Raw genomic sequence first — 25,496 nt, 5'->3', positions numbered from 1 at the left:
CTCAAGTACAGCCTGCGGCTAGTTTCCTAGTTTGCTCTTTGATTTTCATTGAGTTTAAAATCGTAGTCTTTCACCACTTCGATGCTGTCGATAGTAATAGCAGTAGTTGGCTTGTCTTTTTCATCTTTTTCGGCTTTAGCAATTTTATCTACAACATCCATACCGTCAATTACTTGACCAAAGACTGGGTGTTTGCCATCTAGACTAGGGTTTCCCCCTTCTTTATAGGCTTCGATGATTTTCTTTGGATACTTGCTTGTAGGGAGTTTAGCAGAGGTATCTGTAGAGTTTTGGTTGATGAAGAACTGGCTGCCATTGGTGTTTGGTTGACCAGTATTAGCCATAGCAAGAGCACCACGGATGTTATAGAGATAAGGAGTAATCTCGTTTTTGAAACCAGTTCCCTTGTCTTTAGTCTTATCCTTGTCATGCCAGATGGACTGACCACCTGTACCGTCCCCTTTTGGATCTCCAGTTTGAACCATGAAGCCATCGATGACACGGTGGAAGGTAATGCCGTTATAGTAGCCTTCTTTGGCATGAGTGAGGAAGTTTTCAACCGCTAGAGGAGCGAGTTTAGGGAAGAGTTTGATACGGATATCTCCTTGACTTGTGTGGAGAATCACTTCAGCCTCGTCTTCAGCAACTTCTTTAGATAGTTGTGGGAAATTGGCGTTTTCGTTTGTTAAAGCATCGTTTAACTCCTTGGCAGATTGGGCAGCTGCTTTGGAACTTTCCTCAGCGGCCAAGCTAGAATCTACATAGTCATCACCACGCAAACTACGTTGGAAGTTGCTACATCCAGCTAGAGCTACAGTGGATAGTAAAAGAAGGGTTGCTAGTTTTTTCATTCTGTTCCTCTCAAAAATTTATTTCTACCATTGTACCCTAAAAGGAAGTGGATTTCAAATATTAGTGACAAGACAGTTTAAGAGGAAGACAACCAGAAAGTCGCTTGCTTAGGGGCATCAATGCCATAAGTGTACTCGAAGTATTTAGGAAAACAGATCTTAAGAAAGCTCGTAAAGCATCACAATTAGTAAACGTTAATTCGAAAGAATTACTATAGTTTAAAAGAGTATATTTTCAAAGGATTTTTCTTTCGGCTTCAATTCCTAATTAATCAATGAACTTAATGCCAGGTCTCGAAAAGAATTATGATTCCTCTTTCTGTTTGAGTTCAAAGAGGTCTTCTACTTTCAGATTAAAAACTTGAGCAATCTTAAGAGCCATTTCCAGCGAAGGATTGTAACGGTTATTTTCCAAGTGCAGAATTGTCTCGCGTCGCATGCCGATGAGGCCGGCTAACTCCTGCTGGGTCATGCCTGTGGACTCACGAACAGATTTGAGATTAGTAATAATCTTGCTTTCTTTGGCCATGCTTATCCTCTCCGTTCCAAGATAAAATAGACAACCGCAAAGATGAAAATCAAGGCAGCTATGCTAATAAAGACTTGCCCCATGTAAAGAGTGAGAGACCCCATATACCCAATGATAACTGTTAGGATCATCAGTGCGCCTAGTGTAAAAACTAACATCAAGCTAGCTGCCTTTGCTAAATTGGCATAAAAGCGTTCGTCCGGAGTTTCCTTGACATTTTTCAAAGAGAAAAAACCAAATAAAATCACTTCAATAACGAAACCAATTCCCAAAATCCATTCTTTAATACCAGAACTTTCGCTTGGGGTCGCAACCCAAATTCCTACTGTATAAAAAATACTTGCTGCAAACACAAGTATCGTGTAAAGCTTAGCAGACAAGTCAAAAATAATCTTTTCCTTACCTTTCTGACTCTTATGTAGCCAGCTCCAAATAGCTACAATTTGACCTGACACTGAAATACCAGTAATAACTAACTTGGGTTCCCAACTAAGATTAGAACCAAATAAAACAATAAAATCAATAAAGAGAGCTACGGCAATCATTGCAATGAGGCCACGCATTTTTTGACTTTTTTTCATGATAGACTCCTTTTTTGTGTTATAAATATATAACACTTAAATTTTATGTTATAAATATATCACATTTAAATTTAGAAAGCAAGAATTTATGTGCCAAGGTGGCAATTATTTGAAAAAATTTTTTAATAAAAGCCCTCGCTAGTCAAACAACTAAAGAATTCTTTGAAGCAATGCATCGGATTTGGTTTGGATAGTTTCGTTAATAATATTTGATGAAAAAGAATTTTTGGAAAATCTAGATACTGTATGAATCTCTACTTTTTTTCTTAGACTGTTATAAATTCTGTCAGAATAAGCTTTGTAGGTGTAGAAGTTAATTTTTACAGAGGTTAAGTAAGGATTTCAGTACACGTCAATAGATGTCAAAATACTGATTTTAAGCGATTTTTGATTTTTGGAAACTCATTATATCGCACTACAAATCAATAAAAACTCTACCTTTTACTCAACCCTTTTTAGATAAATATATCATCTGGATATTGAAGTTAAGCCCTGCTGTCATTGCGATGGCAGGGCTTTTTAATATTTGGTACACTAACTTCTTATCTATATTTTGGTGGATTTTAAGTTGACATCTACAAAGTTTAATGTTAGAATACATTCAAAAATATATTTGAATGAGGTGTTTTATGATTCAAAATGTTGTTACTTCAATAATCCTGTATTCTGGGACAGCCGTAGACTTACTTATTATCCTAATGTTATTTTTTGCCAAAAGAAAAAGCAGAAAAGACATCATTAACATCTATTTAGGACAATTTCTAGGCTCTGTTAGTCTAATATTGCTAAGTTTGCTTTTTGCATTTGTCTTAAATTATATTCCTAGTAAAGAGATTTTAGGTTTACTCGGTTTGATTCCAATTTTCCTAGGCCTCAAAGTTTTGCTTTTAGGAGATTCTGATGGAGAAGCTATTGCAAAAGATGGTTTGCGAAAAGACAATAAAAACCTGATTTTTCTAGTCGCTATGATTACTTTTGCAAGTTGTGGCGCTGACAATATTGGTGTCTTTGTCCCATATTTTATTACCTTAAATTTAGCGAATTTGATAGTGACTTTACTTACTTTTCTAGTCATGATTTATCTCTTGGTTTTTTCTGCCCAAAAATTAGCACAAGTCCCTTCTGTTGGAGAAATTTTGGAAAAATATAGCAGATGGTTTATTGCCGTTGTCTATTTAGGATTGGGGATATATATCCTGATTGAAAATAACAGTTTTGACATACTATGGACTATATTAGGCTAGGAGAAAATATTATGAAAAAAGATAGTATCTGCCAAGTGAATGTTATAAATCAGCAAAATATTACAACCGCAACGAACTACCTTGAAAAGGAAAAAGTCCAAAAATCACTTCGCATTTTAACAAAATTTACCGATAATAAGCAGATAAATATCATCTTCTATCTTCTTGCTGTTGAAGAACTCTGTGTCTGTGATATAGCCTGTTTACTAAATCTCAGTATGGCATCTGCCTCCCACCATCTTCGTAAACTAGCCAATCAAAACATCTTGGACACTAGAAGAGAGGGGAAAATTATATATTATTTTATAAAAGATGAGGAAATCAGAGATTTTTTTAATCAACTAGGATAACAACTATTTTTACTACTTTTCCATGATTATAGGGGATTATATATGAAATTTTTTGATGAAAATTACTCACAAGAAATACATACTCGTATCAAATCTTTAAGAGAAAAATATAATTTAAAGCAAAGCTACCTAGGTAATGCAGGTCAAGTTAGCCAAGTTGAAAAGTAAAAGCGACAAGTTACCGCTTCAATATTGCTTTATTTGAATACTTAAACCGACTTGGACTATAAAGAAATTATTTTTAGAGATATTGCCAAGTTTGTTGAAAATCTGTTTTACCACTGCTTCAGCTCTATTATATTTAGAGATTTAGAAACTGTAAATAAAAGAATGAATTCTTTGTCGGATGATGACTTAATTTCTATACAATCTAGCTGTCTTAGACTTTCCAAGACATTCGCAAATTTCAATATTCAAAGAAAAAAATTTTTGATTTCTGATGAAACTGAAAAAATTATCCATAATGGCAAAAAGGTCATTAAAAAATCAAAAAAGATAAATCAATTTCAACAACAATGGACACATACGCCGAGTTAGCACCGCAAAGAAAGTTAGAATCTGTTAATCTTTATATCGATAAGATTGATGAACTAACGCAATAACTACTCTACCATTCACTCTACCTTTTATTATGTAGCATTCTAAAAACATTGATGTACCAACGTTTCTAACAGCTAAAATAGAAATTATTTAATCTTTTACAGACCTAAACTATTTCCCTATTTAGAATCTATTCATTCATATTTTATAAATTAATTAGTAGATATCATTCTTAAAATCCTTGATATTTCTCTTGGGAACAGGCTTTGGATTTAGGAGCCAGGTATCCAAATCACGTTCAGGCGATATGAAGGGTTTGAGTTGATGGTCTTTATAAAATGTTTCTAATACTCTTCGAAAATCAAATTCAAACTACGTCAGCTTTGCCTTGCCGTACTCAAGTACAGCCTGCGGCTAGCTTACTAGTTTGCTCTTTGATTTTCATTGAGTATAAAATAGTATTCACGGATAGCTTCTTTCAAACATTTATTTCCTACTTCTAACAAATTTATAAATGGTTTAAGAATTTTATAGTCTGTCAAGTTTTTTTCTTGACACCTGCCAGAAATCTGCTATAATAGAACATGTGCTAAATAGCTCAGCTATTTCACCGAAATAAAAATAAGAAAAGAGACTTTAAAAATGGCAGTTAAAATCCGTTTAACTCGTATGGGTTCTAAGAAAAAACCTTTCTACCGTATCAACGTAGCAGATTCACGTTCACCACGTGACGGACGTTTCATCGAAACAGTTGGAACTTACAACCCACTTGTTGCTGAAAACCAAGTAACTTTGAAAGAAGACCGCGTTCTTGCATGGTTGGCTGATGGAGCTCAACCTTCAGATACAGTACGTAACATCCTTTCAAAAGAAGGTGTATTGAAAAAATTCCACGATTCTAAATTCTCAAAATAAGTTTAAAGTAGGTTGACAGATGGATACGATTGAAAATCTCATTATTGCGATTGTGAAACCCTTGATTTCACAACCAGATGCCTTAACTATCAAGATTGAAGATACACCAGAATTTTTGGAATATCATTTGGATCTTGATCAAAGTGATGTGGGTCGTGTAATCGGTCGTAAGGGTCGCACTATTTCTGCGATAAGAACGATTGTCTACTCTGTCCCAACTGAAGATAAAAAAGTAAGAATCGTTATTGACGAAAAATAAGAAGGGCGGGACGAATGTCTCGCTTTTTTTGCAAGGAGCAGGATATAAAGGATTTAACGTTTAGACAATTACAAGACTACCTACTCGAACTTTACCAGCAGTTTCGGACTGAGGGAGGTCTCTTTATGAAGTTAGTGGAGGAAGTCGGAGAAGTAGCTGAGGTTTTGAATGGCCGTTCTGGTAGAAAAGAGGGAGTTCAGGATTCTAACGAGGAACTAGCAAAAGAACTGGCTGATATCATTCACTATATCGTCGCAATAGCAGCTATTAATCATATTGACCTTACCAAGACTATCTTTGAGAAAGATAAAACTGCAGCCATTAAGTACCAACATGAACGAGATTTGGAAGGATTTTTGAAGGGGGACCTCTAAGACGATAAGAAATGATTTTTTACTAATAAAGAAGGTATTAGTAAATATAAGAAAGATAAAGCAAGGAAACTGGCAGTTTATATTATCAAAGTAAGGAATCTCCAAGAGGCAGATAAGTTAGAGCTTGTGAGACAAGAACGAGAAATGCAGATTAGACTCGTAGACTCCTTTTTACTCAATGAACTAGATAAACGGTGAAAGTAGGCATAAAAAACCAATCCTAGAAATAGCATCTAGGATTCTACTATGCTACAATTGAAAGATAGTCTCAAAGAATTCTAGTCAATCAATCTTGAGAATAGCTATTTTTAAAAGGAGTAACAGTCTATGAACGAGAAAACAAAAGCTTACCTAGCAGCCTTATCCTTTTCAGCCATCATTGGATTTTCTTTTTTATTTACTAAGATTGCTTTAGGCTATGCCAGTCCTCTCACAAACTTAGCGCATCGCTATACAATCGCAGCTTTAGTAATGGTTGTTCTTCATCAAACCAAACTTATTAAAGTGAGTTTAAGTAGAAAAGATATTCTTTCTATTCTTCCTATGAGTCTTTTCTATCCTCTTCTCTTTTTTATTTTTCAATCCTTTGCTTTACAGTATATATCGTCTTCTGAAGCTGGAATTTTACAGGCTCTTGTCCCGATTTTTACGCTCCTTTTAGCATCGGCCTTTCTCAAGGAAAAGACAAGCTTGCTTCAAAAGTTCTTTTTATTTTTATCTGTAGCAGGAGTAGTTTTCATTTTCCTTAGTAAAGGAGCTAACTTTGGTACTGAGACTGCTAGCTTTGGCTTTCTCTTGATGTTGGGATCTGTTCTCGCCAATGCAATAAACAATATCCTCAGCAAGTCCAAAGGAGGACGCTATCGGGCCATGGATATGACAGCTGTTGTGATATTTGTTGGCTTCGTCACCTTTAATACGCTGAGTCTGACCTCTCACTATCTAGAGGGGAACATATTAGCTTACGTTGCGCCACTTGGACAGGTATCTTATCTGCTTTCAATTCTCTATTTAGGAACTCTAGCCTCTATAGTGACTGGTAGTCTCTCTATCTATGCTATTGTTCGACTTGGAGCATCAACAGTCAGTGTCTTTGGCAATCTTGGAACAGTTTTGACCATTCTAGCCGGAGCTCTTATCCTCCATGAACCAATTTATAGTTACCATGTGATCGGAGCAACTTTGATTATTGCTGGAATTTTAGGCATGAATCTGATGAGAAAAAAGTAAAGATTGCTTAGCAGTCTTTTTCTTTATTAAAGTTGTGCAGAAAATTCAAAAATTTTAATGTAATCAAGTTTGGAAAACGATGATTTTAATATAGCATGATAAAATAGATAAAAAGAATGATATTAGGATAAAGAGGAGAAAGTGTAATAATGAAGCAAAATGATATAGCTAAAGCAATTGCTTTTTATAATAGAGAGCCCGAGATGTTGAAACGTCACGTTATACCAGTCGTAGATTGTGATTTGGTTGTTTATCATCGTCTTGGAAACACAAATAAAGGCCACATTATTTTTTATCATGGAGCTTGTGGCCGTAGTCAAATGTGGGCTCACCAGTATGATGCCTTTGAAGGATTTGACCTCTACTTTGTCAATGTTAGAGGACAGGGGGAATCACCTATGAAAGTTGGCCTACCTGACCTGGAAGGCGCTGTTCAAGATGTAGATGCTATTTTGTCCTATTTCCAGTTGGATAAGGTGATATTGGTTGGTCATTCTTGGGGAGGGAATCCACTTCAAGAGTATACCTATCGCCATCCAGAAAGAGTTCTAGCCTTGGTTATGGTGGATAGTTGGGGACAGCATCGTTACCTATCAGATAAAGAGAGAAATCGCATAAAATATAGTTCCCTTATGTATAAAACGATTCCTTGGAAGTTGATTGCTGATAAGAACTCAAAAATGTGTAGTGATAACCCTATCACAAGAGAATTAGTCAAGACGGCCATTATAGAAACTGGGAGAGATGTTTTTTTGAACCTTGGAATCACAGGTTTTTTGGCTGTCCATGAGATAGAAGGTTATCAAGGAAATCCTCCCATGCTATTAATAAGAGGCGAAAACGATTTTCCCAAACAGCTAAAAATGATCTACGATGGTATCATTGCCTTAAATCCTAATGCGCGTCAAGTAACGATTTCAGATAGTAAACACCAACCGATGAATGATCATCCTGAAGAGTTTAATCAGATAATTGGTGAATTCTTTGAAGAAGTAGTAGCTCTGTAAGATGAGACTTATCCAACTTGAGAAAATCCTTGGAACGTGTTAAAATAAAGGATAAGGATTTTTAATAATTCATTATATAGAACGAGTGGATTTCTTTATGAAGAGATTTGAAGTATCTACAGAAATTGGTAGTCTCTCTGTTACTTATCAAAATCAAAAGAAAATGCTAGTTTGTTTAAGTGGCGCAGGTTTGCTACCAAGTTATGAAAATTTTTCACTTATACTTGAAAAACTTCCTCCTACAATTGGTTATTTGACAATTGATTTTCCGAACACAGGTAGGAGTCCGGTTCATGACCAAGCTGGAAAAAATTTAGATAATCTTGCAGATGCGGTTTATGAAGTACTTGAAGAATTAGGGATTTCTGAATATATACTTTGTGCACATAGTTTGAGTGGAACTTTAGCTTGCAAATTACTCAAGAAACCAATTAAGTGTCAGGCTTTACTAGCAATTGAACCGACAACTAAAAACGTCATGTTTGCTGATTTTTCAGAAAATCCTTATCCAGAAATGGAAGAGCAGATGAGGCTGATTGAGGAGTGTGGTCCTGAACTTTATTTTAAGAACTTAACTCAAGCCACATTTAGCCCTGAAACTAATAAAGAAATCTGGGAATTAATGCAAGAAAAAGGCTTAGAGTTGGAAAATCAAGATCCAGAATTTCAGATATCTGGAGAGATTACTGAGGAAGATTTTGAGAATGTATCTATAGAATCTTATATCCCTGTATTTATTTTTTGTCAGGCCTATAGGGAAAAAGAGTACATAGAATCAGAATATTGGACTTCCAATACTAAACTCATTTTAGGAGGGAATCACCATTATTTACAATGGTCAGAATCAGAAAAAATTGCGACTATTATTCGAGAATTGTCAGAATAAGATGGAAAGAAATAGACTACAGGAGACAAGATGAACTACTTTAATGTTGGGAAAATCGTCAATACGCAAGGGTTGCAGGGTGAGATGCGAGTCTTGTCTGTGACGGATTTTGCAGAAGAACGGTTTAAAAAAGGTACTGACCTGGCCTTGTTTGATGAAAAAGATCAGTTTGTTCAAACAGTGACTATCGCTAGCCACCGTAAACAGAAGAACTTTGACATTATCAAATTCAAAGATATGTACCATATCAATGCTATTGAAAAGTACAAGGGATACAGTCTCAAGATCGCTGAGGAAGATTTGAATGACCTAGACGACGGTGAATTCTACTATCACGAGATTATTGGTTTGGAAGTCTATGAGGGAGATAACTTGATTGGAACCATCAAGGAAATCCTGCAACCAGGTGCTAACGATGTCTGGGTGGTCAAGCGAAAAGGCAAGCGTGATTTGCTTTTACCTTATATCCCACCAGTGGTTCTCAATGTTGATATTCCAAATAAACGAGTTGATGTGGAAATCTTAGAAGGGTTAGACGATGAAAATTGATATTTTAACCCTCTTTCCAGAGATGTTCTCTCCACTGGAGCATTCAATCGTTGGAAAGGCTCGAGAAAAAGGGCTCTTGGATATCCAGTATCATAATTTTCGAGAAAACGCTGAAAAGGCCCGCCATGTCGATGATGAGCCTTACGGAGGTGGCCAGGGGATGCTGCTCCGAGCTCAACCTATTTTCGATGCCTTTGATGCTATTGAAAAGAAAAATCCGCGCGTCATTCTCCTCGATCCTGCTGGAAAACAGTTTGATCAGGCTTATGCTGAAGATTTGGCTCAAGAGGAAGAGCTGATCTTTATCTGTGGGCACTACGAGGGTTATGATGAGCGCATTAAGACCTTAGTAACGGATGAGATTTCCCTAGGCGACTATGTCCTCACTGGTGGAGAATTGGCAGCTATGACCATGATTGATGCTACGGTACGCCTGATTCCAGAAGTGATTGGCAAAGAGTCTAGTCACCAAGATGATAGTTTTTCTTCAGGCCTTCTTGAATACCCTCAGTACACACGTCCCTATAATTATCGAGGTATGGTTGTGCCAGATGTACTGATGAGTGGACACCATGAGAAGATTCGTCAGTGGCGCCTGTATGAGAGTTTGAAGAAAACCTACGAGCGCAGACCGGATTTGCTTGAACATTATCAACTGACAGCAGAAGAAGAAAAAATGCTGACAGAAATCAAAGAAAACAAAGAATAAAGGAGAAATCTATGCAAGTAATCAAACGTGATGGAGAAATTGCTGAATTTAATCCAGATAAGATTTACCAAGCTATCTTAAAGGCAGCTCAGACTGTCTATGTATTGACAGATGATTTGCGTCAAAACCTTGCACAAGTCACTAAGAAAGTGGTTTTGGATTTGGAAGAAGCCAAGGTGGAACGTGCTACCATCAGCATGATTCAGTCTTTGGTTGAACATCGTTTACTGGGAGCAGGTTACATTACCATCGCAGAACACTACATTTCCTATCGTCTACAACGTGACTTGGAAAGAAGTGGTTATGGAGATCATATCGCGGTTCATTTACATTTTGAACAAGTTCGCTAAGAAAAAAGAGTGGGATGAAGCAACTACATCTTACTCTTTCTTAAATCTATTTTTTTGGGCTGTTTGGACGGTTGAAGGGACAAATCGTAGGCGTTGAATATCGCTTATGCGGATAATACGAGTCACATTTTTGGCAAAATTTTTCACGATAATTTGCTGACGTTGTTGATCGTATTTGATGATGTCACCTGTAAAGCTTGCCTCAGACAAGATAAGGTGAACAGCGGTTTGTTTCTGGATAGCCTCTTCAATAGTAGCAGTCAGGGAGTTGGTTTCAGTCTGGTCAGGTTGGTCATGTCCATTTAAAAAGTCATGTATTTTATCTAAAACTTGCTGGAATTTATGTCTCATATTGGCCTCCCTTCTTTTATATCAATATTATATAAAATTTTCCTAAAATCTACAAGATTTTACGAATAATCAAATGAAAGCTAAAAAAGGAGAAGAAAATGGCAGAATTTACATTTGAAATTGAAGAGCACTTGTTGACTCTTTCTGAAAACGAAAAAGGTTGGACCAAGGAAATCAACCGTGTGAGCTTTAATGGTGCTCCTGCAAAGTTTGATATTCGTGCTTGGAGCCCAGACCATACTAAAATGGGCAAGGGAATTACTCTCTCCAATGAAGAATTTCAAACAATGGTGGATGCTTTTAAAGGTAACTAAGGTGTCAAAATGAAAGAAAAGGATATTGAGTTATGACAACTCGATATCCTTTTTTAGTTAGCAAAGTAAGCCTGATTTTTAAGGCGTTGAAGTAGTGGACGGCTAATAACACTAATAGCAATAATTTTACCAAAATCTGGGATGATAAAGGGAAATACCCCCACAGCAAGTGCTTTTTCAAATGGCATTCCAGCTAGGAAATGCAAGCCAATGATTCCACCGACAAAGACAAGTGTATCTCCCAAGAGATTTGCTAGAAAAATTCTGACAACACCACTATCGCTGTTAGTTAGGAAAGAAGTAAGTCCAGAGTATACAAGATAAAACCAAAGATAACCTGCAGTAGGACCAACCAACGCCTGCAATCCAGCTCCACCTCCTGCAAAGACAGGAAGACCGATAGCACCTAGAAGAAGATAGAGTCCAACAGAAAGTACAGCCTCTCTCGGTCTAAAGACAGTAGCAATCAAGCCGATTGCAAAGTTCTGCAGAGTGAAGGGAACAGGTCCAATTGGAAGACTGATTTGTGCCAAAACAGCAATGAGAGCAGCCCCAATAGCAGGGATGGCATAAACGTGAGCTTTTTTCAAAATAGTTAACCTCTTTTCTGATGTATAGTAACTATTATACTCGTAGAGGAATCATTGTCAACCTATTTTTATAACAAAGGTAACAAAAACTGTAACGGCCGATTTTGCTTACTGGTTAAGTTGGATAATTTTTTTGTAGATTCGAAAATTGTCTTTATAGATAATCCCATTTTATCAAAAAATATACTATAAATACTTGACAAACTAAAAAATAAGTACTACAATTACAAATGTAAACGGATACATCTAGATATGTTCAATTTTAAAAGGAGGGGTAGTTATGAGATATTTTAACGACTCTAGATACCGTAACGGTGATTAAAAACCTAAATATAATCAATTCATATTAAAGTAATATGGAGGGATTAAAAAGGGACTATTATTTACTCTTCATCAAATATTTAAATTCAAGGAGAAGTAAAATGAAAAAAGAATTAATAAGAAAGCATCTGTTTTTCTAGTTGCAAGTTTTTTAAGTTTTGGATTTGCTACTACAGCTAGTGTCGTTAACGCAGTAACGGTACACCCTGCTCCAAGTCCCATTATTGATGTATGGGAATATGGTGTAAATGATAACTCTGGTTATTCGAATTACTTTGTTAGTTCTCCAGATAATATTGGATCAAAATCTTCAGTAACGAATTTTTGGGGAACAGTTAAAGCTCAGGATAAAAAAGATTATGGATGGGCATATTCAAGTGCTACAAAATCTTGGACCGATGTTCGATTAAATGCATATTGGGATTATTATAGATTTTAAAAATAATTTATGAAAACAAGAGACCCAATTATATAATAGGGTCTTTTGTAATATGGTAATTGCTTATGAAATTAAAATTATGTATCATTGGATTCTTCTTTTGTTTGATTGCTACAATTGGTCTGGTCACTATCAGCGATACCGAAATCCCCATACCTTTACCAATTGATGGTGCTTTTTCTATTCAAGGAAAAAGCAATCTTTCTAATAACGAAATATACGAAATGGTTCGTGACTTATCAAAAACGGAAAAGGTTACCATTTACAAGCCAATCGTTCAGAATTCTGGTCAGTTGAAGTATGTAAATTTTGATGATGTAGATAATGAACAATTAAAGTCAGCACCAATAATAGGGATGTATTACACACTTGGGAAAATGGATGTAGACAGTTTGAAACCACTTACGATGACTGGACTACAAACAGTATATATGGCTTATCCTTGGTATATAGGAGGAATATTACAATTCACAGGAACTTTAAGAATACTGTTAATGGGTTCAATTTACTTAACTTTATTAGTTGTGTTATTTGTTGTTAGGACGAGGCAGATCAAAGAAGGAGTGATACGACGTTCTTTGGGCCTGCCTGTATACGACCTTAGAAGAGAGTATGTCATTTCTATTATTTTTGAACTGATTATGATGGCTTTATTGATGATTTCTTACAGTTCTTTTTTGGGTAATGGTTTCTTCACCTATAGTTCTAAGTTATTTTTCTCTCTGCTTTTAACGAATTTTATACTATTTCAAATCATTGATCTTATTACTTTTGTTTTATTTTGGTTGACGATTCAGATTGAAAAGCCCATTGAAATTATCAAAAACAAGGCGAAAAATAAACTTATTTTTGTCGTATGGCTTGTCATCATTTCGATTATCATCCTTGTCTCAGGAATTTTTTTACAAGAAACAAAGAGTAGTCAATCTAGTATTAACATACAAATACAAAATTTAGTACCATGGGACACAGTAAAAGACTGGAGAAGGATTGAATTCCTTGGAATTGAAAGTAACTCTGCTAAAAATGGAGAAGTTAGTGATTCAGATGGTAAGTATCTACAGATAGTTGCTGCCTTAAAAAACTTAGATTTTTTATATATAGAACGATCTTCGGCATATGTTCCAGATTTCATGAAAACTTCACATGTTATAGAAAATTTTTCTAAACAATTAGAAAATGACGGGATAACGAATCCAGAAATAAATAAAGAGTTGATTTATATTAATCAAACAGGTGCTAACCTACAAAATAAAGTGAATGGAACAAACTATCATCTTTTAGATAATAAGATAGCAACCATCTATATTCCTGAGAAGTGGAAAGAAAACCAGAAATCTATTGAGAATACAGTTGTAGCAGAACAATTTATTGGAACAAACTATACAAAAGAACAGCTTGCAGTACAAATAATTCCTGATGGGGAAAAAATTTTTTATTTTAATGAGGATGCTGATAATAATCTTAAAATGAAAGATATTTTACCGCTGGCAAATGTAGCAGATAGCAAAGATAATATAGTTGTTGTTTTAGATACGGACAAAATGATGGAAAATAATAAGTTTTCTTTGGCTAGTAACATACTATATAAATCTCTTTTTAGTCCTGAAGCGGTAAAAAAAATAAATGAGATGACTGTCCCGTTGAATTTCTCAATGAATCCAGTAGATGTTTACCAAATTGTGAAATTAAAGATCCAATCCTTAGAGCACCAAATTCTACTATCACAAATCTTGCAGAAGATAATTTACAGTATTGTCTTTATACTCATTTATCAATATGTCCAACTTTATATTGCCCTAAAACAAAATGAATATGTGAAAAAAATTATTTTGGGTCTGTCAAAAACATATATAGCAATTTCAAGTCTCAAGTACTTTATGATGATTATTACAATGGTTATCCTATTTACATTTCTTATGACAGGGCAAATAGAGCTGCTATATATTGGTCTTGCTTCTATACTAGTTTTGATGCTGTCAATCATAATGAGTTTTAGAAAATTATCTGAAAGCTACACTAAAATTTTAAAAGGAGATGAAACATGACAATTGACCTTTTGAACGTTTCAAAAAGTTTCGGCTCAAAAAAGATCTTTACAGACTTAAATTTAAAATTTGAATCTGGAAAAAGTTATGCATTGATTGGAGGTTCTGGCTCTGGTAAAAGTACCCTTCTTAATATTATAGGAAGATTAGAAAAAATTGACAGTGGGAATGTTTTAGTTGATAAACAAGATATTTGGAAGATAAAAGAAAGAACTTTTTTTAAAAATACTGTTGGATATGTATTTCAGAATTATTCTTTAATAGATAACAAAACAGTATATGATAATTTGAAACTTATCACTAAAGACAAAAAAACAATAACTGATGTACTTGAAAAAGTAGGACTGTCAAGTGACTATTTACATCAAAAAATATACGAATTGTCTGGTGGGCAGGCTCAACGTGTAGCTATTGCCAGAATGTTAATGAAACCACGTAAAATTATTTTAGCAGATGAGCCTACAGGAGCTTTAGATGGTGAGATTGGAAAAGAAATCATTCGTTTATTATTAAATGAAAGAGACGAAGACAAATATGTTATAATAGCGACGCATGATCCAGCTGTCTATAACGAAGTTGATGTGATAATTGACATGAAAGATATAGGGTATAATGTATGAAAAAGATAATTTATATTGCTTTGATCTTTGTAGCTGGGTTACTTGCCTTCTTCTTTTTTGGAAAACAAATGATTACAAAAGAAAATATCAATAAGCCAACGGTAGAGTTAACAGTCTATACGCTTTCTGCTAGTGATACAGAAAAATGGAATAAAGTGAGACAAGTAGAAACGGAAGAGGCTATATACTTCATAACTGTGAAAGAAGCAGCGTCTTCAGAAGAAGTATTTTCAAACATCATTGCAAATGGAGCTGCTACGGGGTTCGGAGTTCGTGAAGAAGAAGTGAAGAAATTCAATAATGATTTAGGAGACACTATAGAGGACTCTAAGCATAATAAACTAATTGAAATAGAGTTTTTTACTTTTTCTGATGCTGACGAGGGATTTGTAGTAGCAAACTTTGACTACGGTAAAGAAGAGTTGAATTCTCAGAAAAAAGATATAAAAGAGTTATATAAAAAAATATATGAATCTTTTAAAGAAAAGAATAAATGATTGTATTATAATCCTTGTATTTTGCTATGGTTTGTTAATTGATTTTTTCATATCTCATTTCAACATACTATAAAATAAGACATAAGAAAGCGAGTATCTCCAACTACGGAAATACTCGCTTTTTGATATTTAGAAGTGTTTTTTGCTCTGCTTCTTTTGTTTCGATTAACGCATGGTTACAAATTCTTCGGATGCAGTTGGGTGAATCGCCACAGTTGCATCAAAGTCTGCCTTGGTTGCTCCCATTTTGATAGCAACAGCAAATCCTTGAATCATTTCATCAACACCGTAACCAATTCCATGAAGTCCGACAACTTTTTCTTCTGAACCAGCTGTGATCAATTTGAAACGTGTTTCTTGACGGTTGCCAGTGCAAGCAGAGTACATAGAAGTAAAGCTTGATTTGTAAACCTTGATTTGGTCTTGGCCGTATTCTTTAATAGCTTGCTCTTCTGTCAATCCAACAGTTCCGATAGCAGGGTGTGAAAAGACAACAGTTGGAATAGTTGAGTAGTCCATTTTTGCAGTAGTTTTTCCGTTAAAGAGACGTTCAGATAGGGTACGTCCAGCCTTGATAGCTACTGGAGTCAGTTCTTTCTCGCCCGTTACATCACCTAGAGCGTAGATTCCCTCAACAACAGTATTTTGGTATTCATCCACTTGGATAAAGCCACGTTCGTTCAGAGTTACTCCAGCTTTTTCAAGTTGCAAGCCCTTAACGTTTGGACGGCGACCAGTAGCCCAGATAACTTGGCTAGCTGTATGACTAGTACCATCTTCGAAATGAATGGTAATGCCTTCAGCAGTTTTTTCTAACTTGACAGGGACTTTGTGAGTATGAAGTGGCAAGTTTGTTCTTTCCATTTCCTTGACCAAACCTTCAACGATATAAGAATCAAAACCTCGTAAAGGACGATCACGGCGAACAAAGAGATCTGTCTTGACACCAAAAGTGTGGAGTACGCCAGCCAATTCAACGGCAATATAACCTGCGCCTAGAATAGCAACTGACTCTGGCAATTCTTCCCAAGCAAATACATCATCAGAAGAACCACCTAGCTCAGCACCAGGAATATTTGGAATACTTGGATGGGCACCAGTAGCAATCACGATATGTTTGGCGCGAATCAGTTCACCATTTACGCTGACAGTATGAGAATCTACAAATTCCGCATGACCTTCAATCAAGTCTACACCGTTGCGTTTAAAACTGCCATCATAAGAAGAACGAGCGCGATCAATGTAGGCTTCACGATTACGACGTAGGGTTGCAAAGTCAAAGTTAAGATCAGTAGTCTTAAAGCCGTAGTCTTGTCCAAATTGATGGAAAGTCTCAGCGATTTGCGCCCCGTACCACATGATTTTTTTAGGAACACAACCGACGTTGACGCAAGTTCCACCTAGTTTCTTTTCCTCAATAACGGCCGCTTTGGCTCCGTGTTCACCAGCACGGTTCATGGTAGCAATTCCTCCACTACCTCCACCGATAGCAATGATATCGTATTCTCTCATTGTAAACTCCTTTGTACTCTTCTAAATAGTAGAGTGTCATTTTTTGATAGTCATATTCTATCTTTTTTTTGATGTGATTGCAAAAATCTGCTACGTTCAAAAAAATTAAAGAAAAGGCTTGCAAAAAAGAAAAATAAAGTGTATTATATAACTAGTACAATGATTGTAAAATGAATTCCGAACAATAATTGAATCCTGAAATGTCATTATTTCGTTCTAAACGGTTATTGTTTATATTTGGTAATTTTTGTATAATATTGTTAAGGACTTTAAATCAAAAAGGAGTTTCATTATGAAAAAGAATAGTAAAGCTAAAAAGTGGCAATTGTATGCAGCAATCGGTGCTGCAAGTGTAGTTGTATTGGGTGCTGGAGGGATTTTACTCTTTAGACAACCATCTCAAACCGCTGTAAAAGATGAACCTACTCATCTTGTTGTTGCCAAGGAAGGAAGCGTGGCATCCTCTGTTTTATTGTCAGGGACAGTAACGGCAAAAAATGAACAATATGTTTATTTTGATGCTAGTAAGGGAGATTTAGATGAAATCCTTGTTTCTGTGGGTGATAAGGTCAGCGAAGGACAGGCTTTAGTCAAGTACAGTAGTTCAGAAGCCCAGGCGGCCTATGATTCAGCGAGCCGAGCAGTCGCTAAGGCAGACCGTCATATCAACGAACTCAATCAAGCACGAAATGAAGCCGCTTCAGCTCCCCAGTTACCAGCGCCAGCAGGAGGAGAAGGTGCAGCAGCCCAAACTCCAGCTCCAGTCTCAGGAAATTCAGTGTCATCTATTGATGCACAACTAGGTGATGCTCGTGATGCTCGTGCAGATGCAGCAGCACAATTAAGTAAGGCTCAAAGTCAGTTGGATGCAATGACGGTTCTCAGCACTCTAGAAGGAACTGTGGTCGAAGTCAACCGTAATGTTTCTAAATCTCCAACTGGAGCTAGCCAGGTGGTAGTTCATGTCGTTAGCAATGAAAACTTGCAAGTTAAGGGTGAACTATCTGAATACAACCTTGCCAACTTATCTGTAGGTCAAGAAGTAACCTTTACTTCTAAAGTTTATCAAGATAAAAGCTGGACTGGTAAGCTTAGCTATATTTCTGACTACCCTAAAAACAATGGCGAAGCAGCAAGTGCAGCTGCAGCAGCAGGCGGTAACTCTGGTTCTAAATATCCATATACCATCGATGTTACAAGTGAAATCGGTGATTTGAAACAAGGATTTTCAGTAAGTGTTGAGGTTAAGAATAAGAGTAAAGCTATTCTAGTTCCTTTAACAAGTGTTGTGACTGAAAATGATAAGAACTATGTCTGGGTACTTGACGAGCAGAAAAAGGCCAAGAAAGTGGAAGTTGGTTTGGGAAATGCTGATGCAGACAACCAAGAAATCACTTCAGGTTTGACAAATGGAGTCAAGGTCATCAGTAACCCAACGTCTTCTCTAGAGGAAGGAAAAGAGGTGAAGGCTGATGAAGCAACTAATTAGTCTAAAAAATATCTGCAGAAGCTACCGGAATGGTGACCAAGAGCTGCAGGTTCTCAAAAATATCAACCTAGAAGTGAATGAGGGTGAGTTTGTTGCCATAATGGGACCATCGGGTTCTGGTAAGTCTACTCTAATGAATACCATTGGCATGTTGGATACGCCAACCAGTGGAGAGTATTATCTTGAAGGCCAAGAAGTGGCTGGACTTGGTGAAAAACAACTAGCCAAGGTTCGTAACCAACAAATCGGATTTGTCTTTCAGCAGTTCTTTCTTCTATCTAAACTCAATGCTCTGCAAAATGTAGAATTGCCCTTGATTTACGCAGGAGTTTCGTCTTCAAAACGTCGTAAGTTGGCTGAGGAGTATTTAGACAAGGTTGAATTGACAGAACGTAGTCACCATTTGCCTTCGGAATTATCTGGAGGTCAAAAGCAACGTGTAGCTATCGCGCGTGCCTTGGTAAATAATCCTTCTATCATATTAGCGGACGAACCGACAGGAGCCTTGGATACTAAAACAGGTAACCAAATCATGCAACTATTAGTTGACTTGAATAAAGAAGGAAAAACCATTATCATGGTAACGCATGAGCCTGAAATCGCTGCTTATGCCAAACGCCAGATCGTCATTCGAGATGGAGTTATTTCGTCTGACAGTGCGCAGTTAGAAAAGGAGGAAAACTAAGATGCAGAATCTGAAATTTGCCTTTTCATCTATCATGGCACATAAGATGCGCTCTTTTCTCACAATGATTGGAATCATCATCGGTGTTTCATCAGTTGTTGTAATTATGGCTCTAGGTGATTCCATGTCTCGTCAAGTTAATAAAAACATGACCAAGTCACAGAAGAATATCCATGTCTTTTTCTCGCCTATCAAAAGTAAAGATGGTTCTTTTACACAAAAGCAATCAGCTTTGACAGTGTCTGGTAAAGAAGAGGATGTTCCTGTTGAACCACCAAAACCGCAAGAAGCTTGGGTCAAGGAGGCAGCAAAACTTAAGGGTGTGGACAGTTACTATGTAACCAACTCAACAAATACCACCCTATCCTATAAAGATAAAAAAGTGGAGCGCGCTAGCTTGACGGGTGGGAATATTACCTACATGAAGGCGGTTGAAAATGAAATTGTTGCAGGCCGAAGTCTCATAGCTCAGGATTATAAAGATGTGGCCAGTGTCATTTTACTAGACCAAGAACTTGCTAATAGTCTGTTTGGATCTGCTCAAGAAGCTGTTAACCAGGTTATAGATGTTGGTGGCTTTAGCTATCGTGTCATTGGTGTTTATACCAGCGATGAGGCCAAGACTGCCAAGACTTTTGGTATTGGTGGACTTCCGATTACGACTAATATCTCTCTTGCAAATAATTTCAATATGGATGAGATTTCTGATATTGTCTTCCGTGTTAATGATACCAGTTTGACACCAACTGTGGGACCAGAATTAGCTAGAAAATTGACCGAAATTGCTGGTATTCAGCAAGGGGAGTATCAGGTGGCAGATGCGACTGCAGCCTTCCAAGAAGTACAACAACTTTTTGGATTTATGACGACGGTTATTAGTGCCATCGCAGGAATTTCTCTCTTTGTTGGAGGGACTGGTGTTATGAACATCATGCTGGTTTCGGTGACAGAGCGTACTCGTGAGATTGGTCTCCGTAAGGCTTTGGGTGCGACACGTGCTAATATTTTAATCCAATTTTTGATTGAATCCATGATTTTGACCTTGTTAGGCGGAGTCATTGGTTTAACCATTGCGACAGGCTTAACCGCTATAGCGGGCATACTCTTGCAAGGATTGATTGCGGGTATAGAAGTAGGAGTGTCAATCCCGGTTGCCCTATTTAGTCTTGCAGTTTCGGCTAGCGTTGGTATGATTTTTGGAGTCTTGCCAGCCAACAAGGCATCTAAACTTGATCCAATTGAAGCCCTTCGATATGAGTAAGATCAACAAGATGGACACTTGTCTATCTTGTTTTTGTATGGATTTCTCTATCGAAAATCCTTAAAAATGTGATATAATGAAGTGTTAGAAAAACAGGTTTCATTTGCCTGGAAAGGAAAAATTATGTCTGAAAAGAATTTTTATATTACAACACCGATTTACTATCCATCTGGTAAACTTCATATCGGTTCTGCCTACACAACCATCGCTTGTGATGTCCTAGCGCGTTACAAACGCTTGATGGGCTACGATGTCTTTTATCTGACAGGTCTTGATGAGCATGGTCAGAAAATCCAGCAGAAAGCTGAAGAAGCTGGCATCACACCTCAAGCTTATGTTGATGGAATGGCAGTTGGAGTTAAAGAACTCTGGCAATTACTAGATATCTCATATGATAAATTTATCCGTACAACTGATGACTACCATGAAAAAGTTGTCGCACAGGTCTTTGAGCGCTTGCTTGCTCAAGATGACATCTATTTGGGTGAATACTCTGGCTGGTATTCAGTCTCAGATGAAGAATTCTTTACAGAAAGTCAGCTTGCGGAAGTTTTCCGTGACGAAGCTGGAAATGTGACTGGTGGAATCGCTCCATCAGGTCACGAGGTGGAATGGGTTTCTGAAGAATCATACTTCCTTCGTCTCAGCAAATACCAAGATCGTTTGGTAGAATTTTTCAAAGCTCATCCTGAATTTATCACTCCAGATGGTCGTCTGAATGAAATGCTTCGCAATTTTATCGAGCCAGGTTTAGAGGATTTGGCAGTTTCTCGTACAACCTTTACATGGGGAGTACCAGTCCCATCAAATCCAAAACACGTTGTCTACGTTTGGATTGATGCCCTTCTTAACTATGCGACAGCTCTTGGCTACGGTCAAGATGAACATGGTAACTTTGACAAGTTCTGGAATGGAACTGTCTTCCACATGGTTGGAAAAGACATCCTTCGATTCCACTCAATCTACTGGCCAATCCTTCTTATGATGTTGGATATCAAATTGCCAGATCGTTTGATTGCCCACGGTTGGTTCGTCATGAAAGACGGCAAAATGTCTAAGTCTAAAGGGAATGTTGTTTATCCTGAAATGTTGGTAGAGCGTTATGGACTAGATCCACTTCGTTACTACCTCATGCGTAGCCTTCCAGTTGGTTCAGACGGAACCTTCACTCCTGAAGACTATGTAGGCCGTATAAACTACGAATTAGCCAATGACCTTGGGAACCTCCTCAACCGTACTGTTTCCATGATTAATAAGTACTTTGATGGACAAATTCCTGCCTATGTAGAAGGTGTGACTGAATTTGACAATGCTCTTGCTCAGGTTGCAGAACAATCAATCGCTGACTACCATACACACATGGAAGCAGTTGACTACCCACGTGCTTTAGAAGCAGTCTGGACTCTTATATCTCGTACTAACAAATACATCGACGAGACAGCTCCATGGGTCTTGGCTAAGGATGAAGCACTCCGTGACCAATTGGCAAGTGTCATGAGTCACTTGGCAGCCAGCCTTCGTGTTGTAGCTCACTTGATTGAGCCATTTATGATGGAAACCAGTCGTGCAGTCTTGACTCAACTGGGTCTAGCAGAAGTTTCTAGCCTTGAAAACCTGAACTTGGCGGATTTCCCTGCAGGTGTAACTGTAGTTGCTAAGGGAACACCAATCTTCCCACGTCTCGATATGGAAGAAGAAATCGCCTATATCAAGGAGCAAATGGAAGGCAACAAGCCAGCTGTCGAAAAAGAATGGAATCCAGATGAAGTTGAACTCAAACTAAACAAGGATGAAATCAAGTTTGAAGACTTTGATAAGGTCGAAATCCGTGTCGCAGAAGTCAAGGAAGTTTCTAAAGTAGAAGGTTCAGATAAGTTGCTTCAATTCCGCTTGGATGCTGGTGATGGAGAAGATCGTCAAATCCTCTCAGGGATTGCAAAATACTATCCAAACGAACAAGAATTGGTCGGTAAGAAAGTTCAAATCGTTGCCAACCTCAAACCACGCAAGATGATGAAAAAATATGTCAGTCAAGGGATGATCCTCTCAGCTGAACATGATGGAAAATTAACCCTTCTCACAGTTGATTCAGCTGTACCAAACGGAAGTGTGATTGGGTAAAAATAGACAGGACTAGTTCATGCTAGTTCTGTTTTTTATTTACACTCAATGAAAATCAAAGAGCAAACTAGGAAACTAGCCGCAGGTTGCTCAAAGCACTGCTTTGAGGTTGTAGATGAAACTGACGAAGTCAGCTCAAGACACTGCTTTGAGGTTGTAGATGAAACTGACGAAGTTAGCTCAAAACACTGTTTTGAGGTTGTGGATAGAACTGACGAAGTCAGTAACCATATCTACGGCAAGGCGACGCTGACGTGGTTTGAAGAGATTTTCGAAGAGCATTAACTATTATGCTCTACAAACTAGTGTAGAAGTAGTATACTATAGATGAAGCTACTAGTAGGTATTACAAAATAGAAAGAAGGGGAAGGGATGAAGGAAACTCAGTTATTAAAAGGTGTTCTTGAAGGTTGTGTCTTGGATATGATTGGTCAAAAAGAGCGGTATGGTTATGAGTTGGTTCAGACTTTGCGAGAGGCTGGATTTGACACTATTGTTCCAGGAACTATTTATCCTTTGTTACAAAAGTTAGAAAAAAATCAATGGATAAGAGGCGATATGCGCCAGTCGCCAGATGGTCCAGATCGGAAGTATTTTTCGTTAACCAAAGAAGGAGAAGAGCGTGTCTCGGTCTTTTGGCAACAATGGGACGATTTGAGTCAAAAAGTAGAAGGAATTAAGAATGGAGGGTAAACCATGACGAAAATGAAGTATTATGAAGAAACAAGCGCTTTGTTGCATCAGTTTTCTGAGGAGAATCAAAAGTATTTTGAGGAGCTCTGGGATAGTTTTAATCTTGCTGGATTTCTCTATGATGAGGACTATCTCAGAGAGCAGATTTATTTGATGATGTTAGATTTCACAGAAGCAGAACGAGATGGCATGAGTGCAGAGGAGTATCTAGGTAAGAATCCTAAAAAATTAATGAGAGAGATGCTCAAGGAAGCCCCTCGCAGTTCTATCAAAGAGTCCCTTTTGACGCCAATTCTTGTCCTAGCGGTATTACGCTACTATCAACTATTAGGTGATTTTTCTAAAGGTCCTCTCTTAACAGTCAATTTGCTTACGTTTTTAGGGCAACTTCTTCTTTTTCTGGTCGGATTTGGGCTTGTGGCTACAATTTTACGAAGAGGTTTAGTCCAAGATTCTCCTAAAATGAAAATTGGCACCTATGTTGTCGTTGGGATTCTTGTTCTGCTAGTTGTTCTGGGATATGTAGGAATGGCAAGCTTCATACAAGAAGGAGCCTTTTATCTTCCTGCTCCCTGGGATAGTTTATCTGTCTTTACGATTTCGCTGGTCATCAGTATTTGGAATTGGAAAGAACCGATTTTTCGTCCCTTTGTCAGTATGATTGTTGCCCACCTTATTGTAGGCTCTCTGCTCCGTTACTATGAGTGGATGGGAATTTCAAATGTTTTTCTTACAAAAGTTATTCCTTTAGCTGTCCTCTTTATTGGAATCTTTGTCTTGTTCCGTGGGTTTAAGAAGATAAAATGGAGTGAAATATAGTCAAAAAGCCGTTGCAAAGCGGTTTTTTGTTATTTATAATTTACCTTGATAGTTTTTTAGCAATATAGTAAAATGAAGGAAATATTTTATATATATTGGAGTTTAGAATGAAGAAAATATTTATATCTTTTGGGATTATTTCTCTTTTAACAGGTTTAGTTTGGTTTTTCTTGTATGGGAATCATAAAGAGAGTGATGCTCAGAAAAAACAACTAAATACGGAGGAAATTATAAAGTCAGACTTTTTAGATTTATCGGGAGATTATGTGTCTTCTACAGGTGAGAAAGCTACTGTTACTAAGAATAATCAGAATTGGAGAATTTCATATAATACAGACGAAGGTAATGTATTTGGAGATTTTTCTACGGATTGGAAAGAAGATGGCAACAATAGGTCTTCTGTTACAGAATTTAATAAGTCAGACGGAAATAAGGATTTTAAAATATCTATTTCAGTTAATAATGTAGACGATTCGTCTAAAATTTTAAAGGTAATCACCCTATCTGATGGAAATAAAAATCATGAGATGGTATTTGCTAATAATAGTGATTATTTTAAAAATAATAAGGATGGCATTCTTCAAGGTGATTTAAGCGATTTTAAAGGGACATATTCTAATGACTATTTAGAAAAAGCAATAGTAGACTCTAATTTTACTTTGTATGGGTATAAAAGAGAAGATTACTATAAAGGGATAACTTCTGTTTTTCCAAGAGTGTCTTATCAAGATGGGAATTGGATTTTCTGGAGTAGCTCTACTCATGCACAATTTAAGTTGGATAAAAGTAAAACACCGAAAAAAATTAATGATTACTATGAAGTGTATTTTGTAGAGGATAATAAAAACGCAACTATTGGTCAAGAATTAACTTTAACATTTATTCCTGCTAATGAAGTTGGGCCAGATAATGATAGAGTAACAGAGAACAGAGTATTTTATGGGAAGACTTATTTAAAACCTTACAAAGAAGAGTGGTGGGAAAAGTATAACAGTATTAGTTCTACAGAGATAGATTTAGATATTGAAGCTATAGAAAATGGCGATATTTCAACACTTGTTGGAACATGGAGGAATGGTCGCGGAAATGAATTGATAATTAATTCTGATGGAACAACTGGGGATGGAAATAGGATTAAAGTAATCAAAGATTCATCTAAGAAGAGCAGTGTTCCGTATGTTAGTTTACAAAGTGGTCATACAAGTGCTGCTATTGGATTGTTTAAAAAAGGTTTTAAAAATCCAATGGGTGATCAATCAGATAGCTCACGGCCACGCTTAATTATTACTCAATCAGCTGGAAATTATGATGAAGATTTTTATTACTATAAAGTAAAGTCAAGTGATATCCCGTAAAATAATA

31 protein-coding genes and 1 pseudogene are annotated in these 25,496 nt (G+C 36.9%); 25 read left to right on the top strand and 7 right to left on the bottom strand.

What is annotated here, in order from left to right; all coding sequences use genetic code 11:
* Window positions 1-26 precede the first annotated feature (26 nt).
* From ADG81_RS03435 to ADG81_RS10010, 4 genes are all read right to left on the bottom strand, one after another.
* On the bottom strand, window positions 27-851 hold the full coding sequence (locus tag ADG81_RS03435; RefSeq protein WP_049550900.1) for a peptidylprolyl isomerase: 825 nt from the start codon (window positions 849-851) through the stop codon (window positions 27-29).
* Window positions 852-1,155: 304 nt separating this feature from the next.
* Complete coding sequence (locus ADG81_RS03430) at window positions 1,156-1,380, bottom strand: helix-turn-helix transcriptional regulator (protein WP_049550899.1); 225 nt, start codon at window positions 1,378-1,380, stop codon at window positions 1,156-1,158.
* A gap of 2 nt (window positions 1,381-1,382) precedes the next feature.
* Complete coding sequence (locus ADG81_RS03425; protein ID WP_049550898.1) at window positions 1,383-1,961, bottom strand: hypothetical protein; 579 nt, start codon at window positions 1,959-1,961, stop codon at window positions 1,383-1,385.
* 445 nt (window positions 1,962-2,406) lie between these two features.
* Window positions 2,407-2,562, bottom strand: a complete 156-nt coding sequence (locus ADG81_RS10010; RefSeq protein ID WP_080566786.1) for a FanG protein — start codon at window positions 2,560-2,562, stop codon at window positions 2,407-2,409.
* A gap of 28 nt (window positions 2,563-2,590) precedes the next feature.
* On the opposite strand from ADG81_RS10010, the gene ADG81_RS03420 reads away from it, so the two are divergent.
* The 12 genes and pseudogenes from ADG81_RS03420 (at window position 2,591) to ADG81_RS03365 (ending at window position 10,374) form a co-directional block, all read left to right on the top strand.
* Complete coding sequence (locus ADG81_RS03420) at window positions 2,591-3,205, top strand: CadD family cadmium resistance transporter (RefSeq protein WP_000615746.1); 615 nt, start codon at window positions 2,591-2,593, stop codon at window positions 3,203-3,205.
* A gap of 11 nt (window positions 3,206-3,216) precedes the next feature.
* Complete coding sequence (cadX, locus tag ADG81_RS03415; protein ID WP_000711087.1) at window positions 3,217-3,555, top strand: Cd(II)/Zn(II)-sensing metalloregulatory transcriptional regulator CadX; 339 nt, start codon at window positions 3,217-3,219, stop codon at window positions 3,553-3,555.
* Between the two features lie 42 nt (window positions 3,556-3,597).
* Window positions 3,598-4,005, top strand: a pseudogene (locus ADG81_RS10005) (XRE family transcriptional regulator); the annotation flags it as partial.
* Window positions 4,006-4,737: 732 nt separating this feature from the next.
* Entirely contained in the window at window positions 4,738-5,010 is a 273-nt protein-coding gene (gene rpsP / locus ADG81_RS03405) for a 30S ribosomal protein S16 (protein WP_000268760.1), read from the top strand.
* Window positions 5,011-5,029: 19 nt separating this feature from the next.
* Window positions 5,030-5,269: an RNA-binding protein KphA gene (kphA, locus tag ADG81_RS03400; protein ID WP_000379617.1), complete on the top strand. Its 240-nt coding sequence runs from the start codon at window positions 5,030-5,032 to the stop codon at window positions 5,267-5,269.
* Between the two features lie 14 nt (window positions 5,270-5,283).
* Complete coding sequence (locus ADG81_RS03395; protein ID WP_033680081.1) at window positions 5,284-5,643, top strand: MazG nucleotide pyrophosphohydrolase domain-containing protein; 360 nt, start codon at window positions 5,284-5,286, stop codon at window positions 5,641-5,643.
* A gap of 327 nt (window positions 5,644-5,970) precedes the next feature.
* The gene (locus tag ADG81_RS03390) at window positions 5,971-6,873 is read left to right on the top strand and encodes a DMT family transporter (protein ID WP_049550897.1); all 903 of its coding nucleotides are present in this window, start codon (window positions 5,971-5,973) and stop codon (window positions 6,871-6,873) included.
* 149 nt (window positions 6,874-7,022) lie between these two features.
* A complete protein-coding gene (locus tag ADG81_RS03385) occupies window positions 7,023-7,880 on the top strand; it encodes an alpha/beta fold hydrolase (RefSeq protein WP_049550896.1) in 858 nt (285 codons plus the stop codon).
* 97 nt (window positions 7,881-7,977) lie between these two features.
* Entirely contained in the window at window positions 7,978-8,766 is a 789-nt protein-coding gene (locus ADG81_RS03380; protein ID WP_049550895.1) for an alpha/beta fold hydrolase, read from the top strand.
* 30 nt (window positions 8,767-8,796) lie between these two features.
* Window positions 8,797-9,315, top strand: coding sequence for a ribosome maturation factor RimM (gene rimM / locus ADG81_RS03375; protein WP_049550894.1), 519 nt, complete (start codon window positions 8,797-8,799; stop codon window positions 9,313-9,315).
* A complete protein-coding gene (trmD, locus tag ADG81_RS03370; protein WP_049550893.1) occupies window positions 9,305-10,024 on the top strand; it encodes a tRNA (guanosine(37)-N1)-methyltransferase TrmD in 720 nt (239 codons plus the stop codon). Before rimM ends, trmD begins: the two co-directional genes overlap by 11 nt.
* Window positions 10,025-10,035: 11 nt before the next feature.
* Entirely contained in the window at window positions 10,036-10,374 is a 339-nt protein-coding gene (locus ADG81_RS03365) for an ATP cone domain-containing protein (protein WP_001196039.1), read from the top strand.
* A gap of 30 nt (window positions 10,375-10,404) precedes the next feature.
* On the opposite strand, the gene ADG81_RS03360 is transcribed toward ADG81_RS03365, so the two are convergent.
* A complete protein-coding gene (locus ADG81_RS03360) occupies window positions 10,405-10,725 on the bottom strand; it encodes a hypothetical protein (protein WP_049550892.1) in 321 nt (106 codons plus the stop codon).
* A gap of 98 nt (window positions 10,726-10,823) precedes the next feature.
* On the opposite strand from ADG81_RS03360, the gene ADG81_RS03355 reads away from it, so the two are divergent.
* The gene (locus ADG81_RS03355) at window positions 10,824-11,039 is read left to right on the top strand and encodes a YdbC family protein (RefSeq protein ID WP_000807422.1); all 216 of its coding nucleotides are present in this window, start codon (window positions 10,824-10,826) and stop codon (window positions 11,037-11,039) included.
* A 53-nt stretch (window positions 11,040-11,092) separates the two neighbouring features.
* On the opposite strand, the gene ADG81_RS03350 is transcribed toward ADG81_RS03355, so the two are convergent.
* Window positions 11,093-11,629 (bottom strand): biotin transporter BioY, encoded by a 537-nt coding sequence (locus tag ADG81_RS03350; RefSeq protein ID WP_049550891.1) that lies wholly within the window; start codon window positions 11,627-11,629, stop codon window positions 11,093-11,095.
* 433 nt (window positions 11,630-12,062) lie between these two features.
* On the opposite strand from ADG81_RS03350, the gene ADG81_RS10140 reads away from it, so the two are divergent.
* The 4 genes from ADG81_RS10140 to ADG81_RS03335 all read left to right on the top strand — a co-directional run bounded on the left by ADG81_RS10140 (window position 12,063) and on the right by ADG81_RS03335 (window position 15,554).
* Window positions 12,063-12,389: a hypothetical protein gene (locus tag ADG81_RS10140; protein WP_080978033.1), complete on the top strand. Its 327-nt coding sequence runs from the start codon at window positions 12,063-12,065 to the stop codon at window positions 12,387-12,389.
* A gap of 65 nt (window positions 12,390-12,454) precedes the next feature.
* The gene (locus tag ADG81_RS03345) at window positions 12,455-14,437 is read left to right on the top strand and encodes a hypothetical protein (protein WP_049550890.1); all 1,983 of its coding nucleotides are present in this window, start codon (window positions 12,455-12,457) and stop codon (window positions 14,435-14,437) included.
* Window positions 14,434-15,057: an ATP-binding cassette domain-containing protein gene (locus ADG81_RS03340; RefSeq protein ID WP_049550889.1), complete on the top strand. Its 624-nt coding sequence runs from the start codon at window positions 14,434-14,436 to the stop codon at window positions 15,055-15,057. Before ADG81_RS03345 ends, ADG81_RS03340 begins: the two co-directional genes overlap by 4 nt.
* Window positions 15,054-15,554, top strand: coding sequence for a hypothetical protein (locus ADG81_RS03335; protein WP_000721118.1), 501 nt, complete (start codon window positions 15,054-15,056; stop codon window positions 15,552-15,554). The genes ADG81_RS03340 and ADG81_RS03335 overlap by 4 nt, the downstream gene beginning before the upstream one ends.
* A 165-nt stretch (window positions 15,555-15,719) precedes the next feature.
* Here ADG81_RS03335 and gor read toward each other — a convergent pair whose 3' ends face one another.
* Window positions 15,720-17,066, bottom strand: a complete 1,347-nt coding sequence (gor, locus tag ADG81_RS03330; protein ID WP_001209602.1) for a glutathione-disulfide reductase — start codon at window positions 17,064-17,066, stop codon at window positions 15,720-15,722.
* A gap of 289 nt (window positions 17,067-17,355) precedes the next feature.
* Between gor and ADG81_RS03325 the strand changes: the two genes are divergently transcribed.
* The 8 genes from ADG81_RS03325 (at window position 17,356) to ADG81_RS03290 (ending at window position 25,489) form a co-directional block, all read left to right on the top strand.
* Window positions 17,356-18,555 (top strand): efflux RND transporter periplasmic adaptor subunit, encoded by a 1,200-nt coding sequence (locus tag ADG81_RS03325; RefSeq protein ID WP_025171703.1) that lies wholly within the window; start codon window positions 17,356-17,358, stop codon window positions 18,553-18,555.
* Window positions 18,539-19,240: an ABC transporter ATP-binding protein gene (locus ADG81_RS03320; protein ID WP_000811474.1), complete on the top strand. Its 702-nt coding sequence runs from the start codon at window positions 18,539-18,541 to the stop codon at window positions 19,238-19,240. Before ADG81_RS03325 ends, ADG81_RS03320 begins: the two co-directional genes overlap by 17 nt.
* Before the next feature lies 1 nt (window position 19,241).
* Window positions 19,242-20,501 carry an ABC transporter permease gene (locus ADG81_RS03315; protein WP_001180404.1) on the top strand — a complete coding sequence of 420 codons (1,260 nt, stop codon included), beginning with the start codon at window positions 19,242-19,244 and terminating at the stop codon, window positions 20,499-20,501.
* Window positions 20,502-20,624: 123 nt separating this feature from the next.
* Window positions 20,625-22,622, top strand: coding sequence for a methionine--tRNA ligase (metG, locus tag ADG81_RS03310; RefSeq protein WP_049550888.1), 1,998 nt, complete (start codon window positions 20,625-20,627; stop codon window positions 22,620-22,622).
* A 48-nt stretch (window positions 22,623-22,670) separates the two neighbouring features.
* Entirely contained in the window at window positions 22,671-22,907 is a 237-nt protein-coding gene (locus ADG81_RS10000) for a hypothetical protein (RefSeq protein ID WP_049550887.1), read from the top strand.
* An 87-nt stretch (window positions 22,908-22,994) separates the two neighbouring features.
* Window positions 22,995-23,315, top strand: coding sequence for a PadR family transcriptional regulator (locus tag ADG81_RS03300; protein WP_049550886.1), 321 nt, complete (start codon window positions 22,995-22,997; stop codon window positions 23,313-23,315).
* Window positions 23,316-23,318: 3 nt separating this feature from the next.
* Window positions 23,319-24,134 (top strand): hypothetical protein, encoded by an 816-nt coding sequence (locus ADG81_RS03295; RefSeq protein WP_049550885.1) that lies wholly within the window; start codon window positions 23,319-23,321, stop codon window positions 24,132-24,134.
* Between the two features lie 107 nt (window positions 24,135-24,241).
* The gene (locus ADG81_RS03290) at window positions 24,242-25,489 is read left to right on the top strand and encodes a DUF6287 domain-containing protein (RefSeq protein ID WP_049550884.1); all 1,248 of its coding nucleotides are present in this window, start codon (window positions 24,242-24,244) and stop codon (window positions 25,487-25,489) included.
* The last annotated feature ends 7 nt before the right edge of the window (window positions 25,490-25,496 follow it).

This window comes from Streptococcus pseudopneumoniae (genome assembly GCF_001070815.1).
In the GTDB taxonomy this organism is placed as follows: Bacteria; Bacillota; Bacilli; order Lactobacillales; family Streptococcaceae; genus Streptococcus; species Streptococcus pseudopneumoniae_P.
This window is presented reverse-complemented; position numbering and strand designations above follow the sequence as displayed.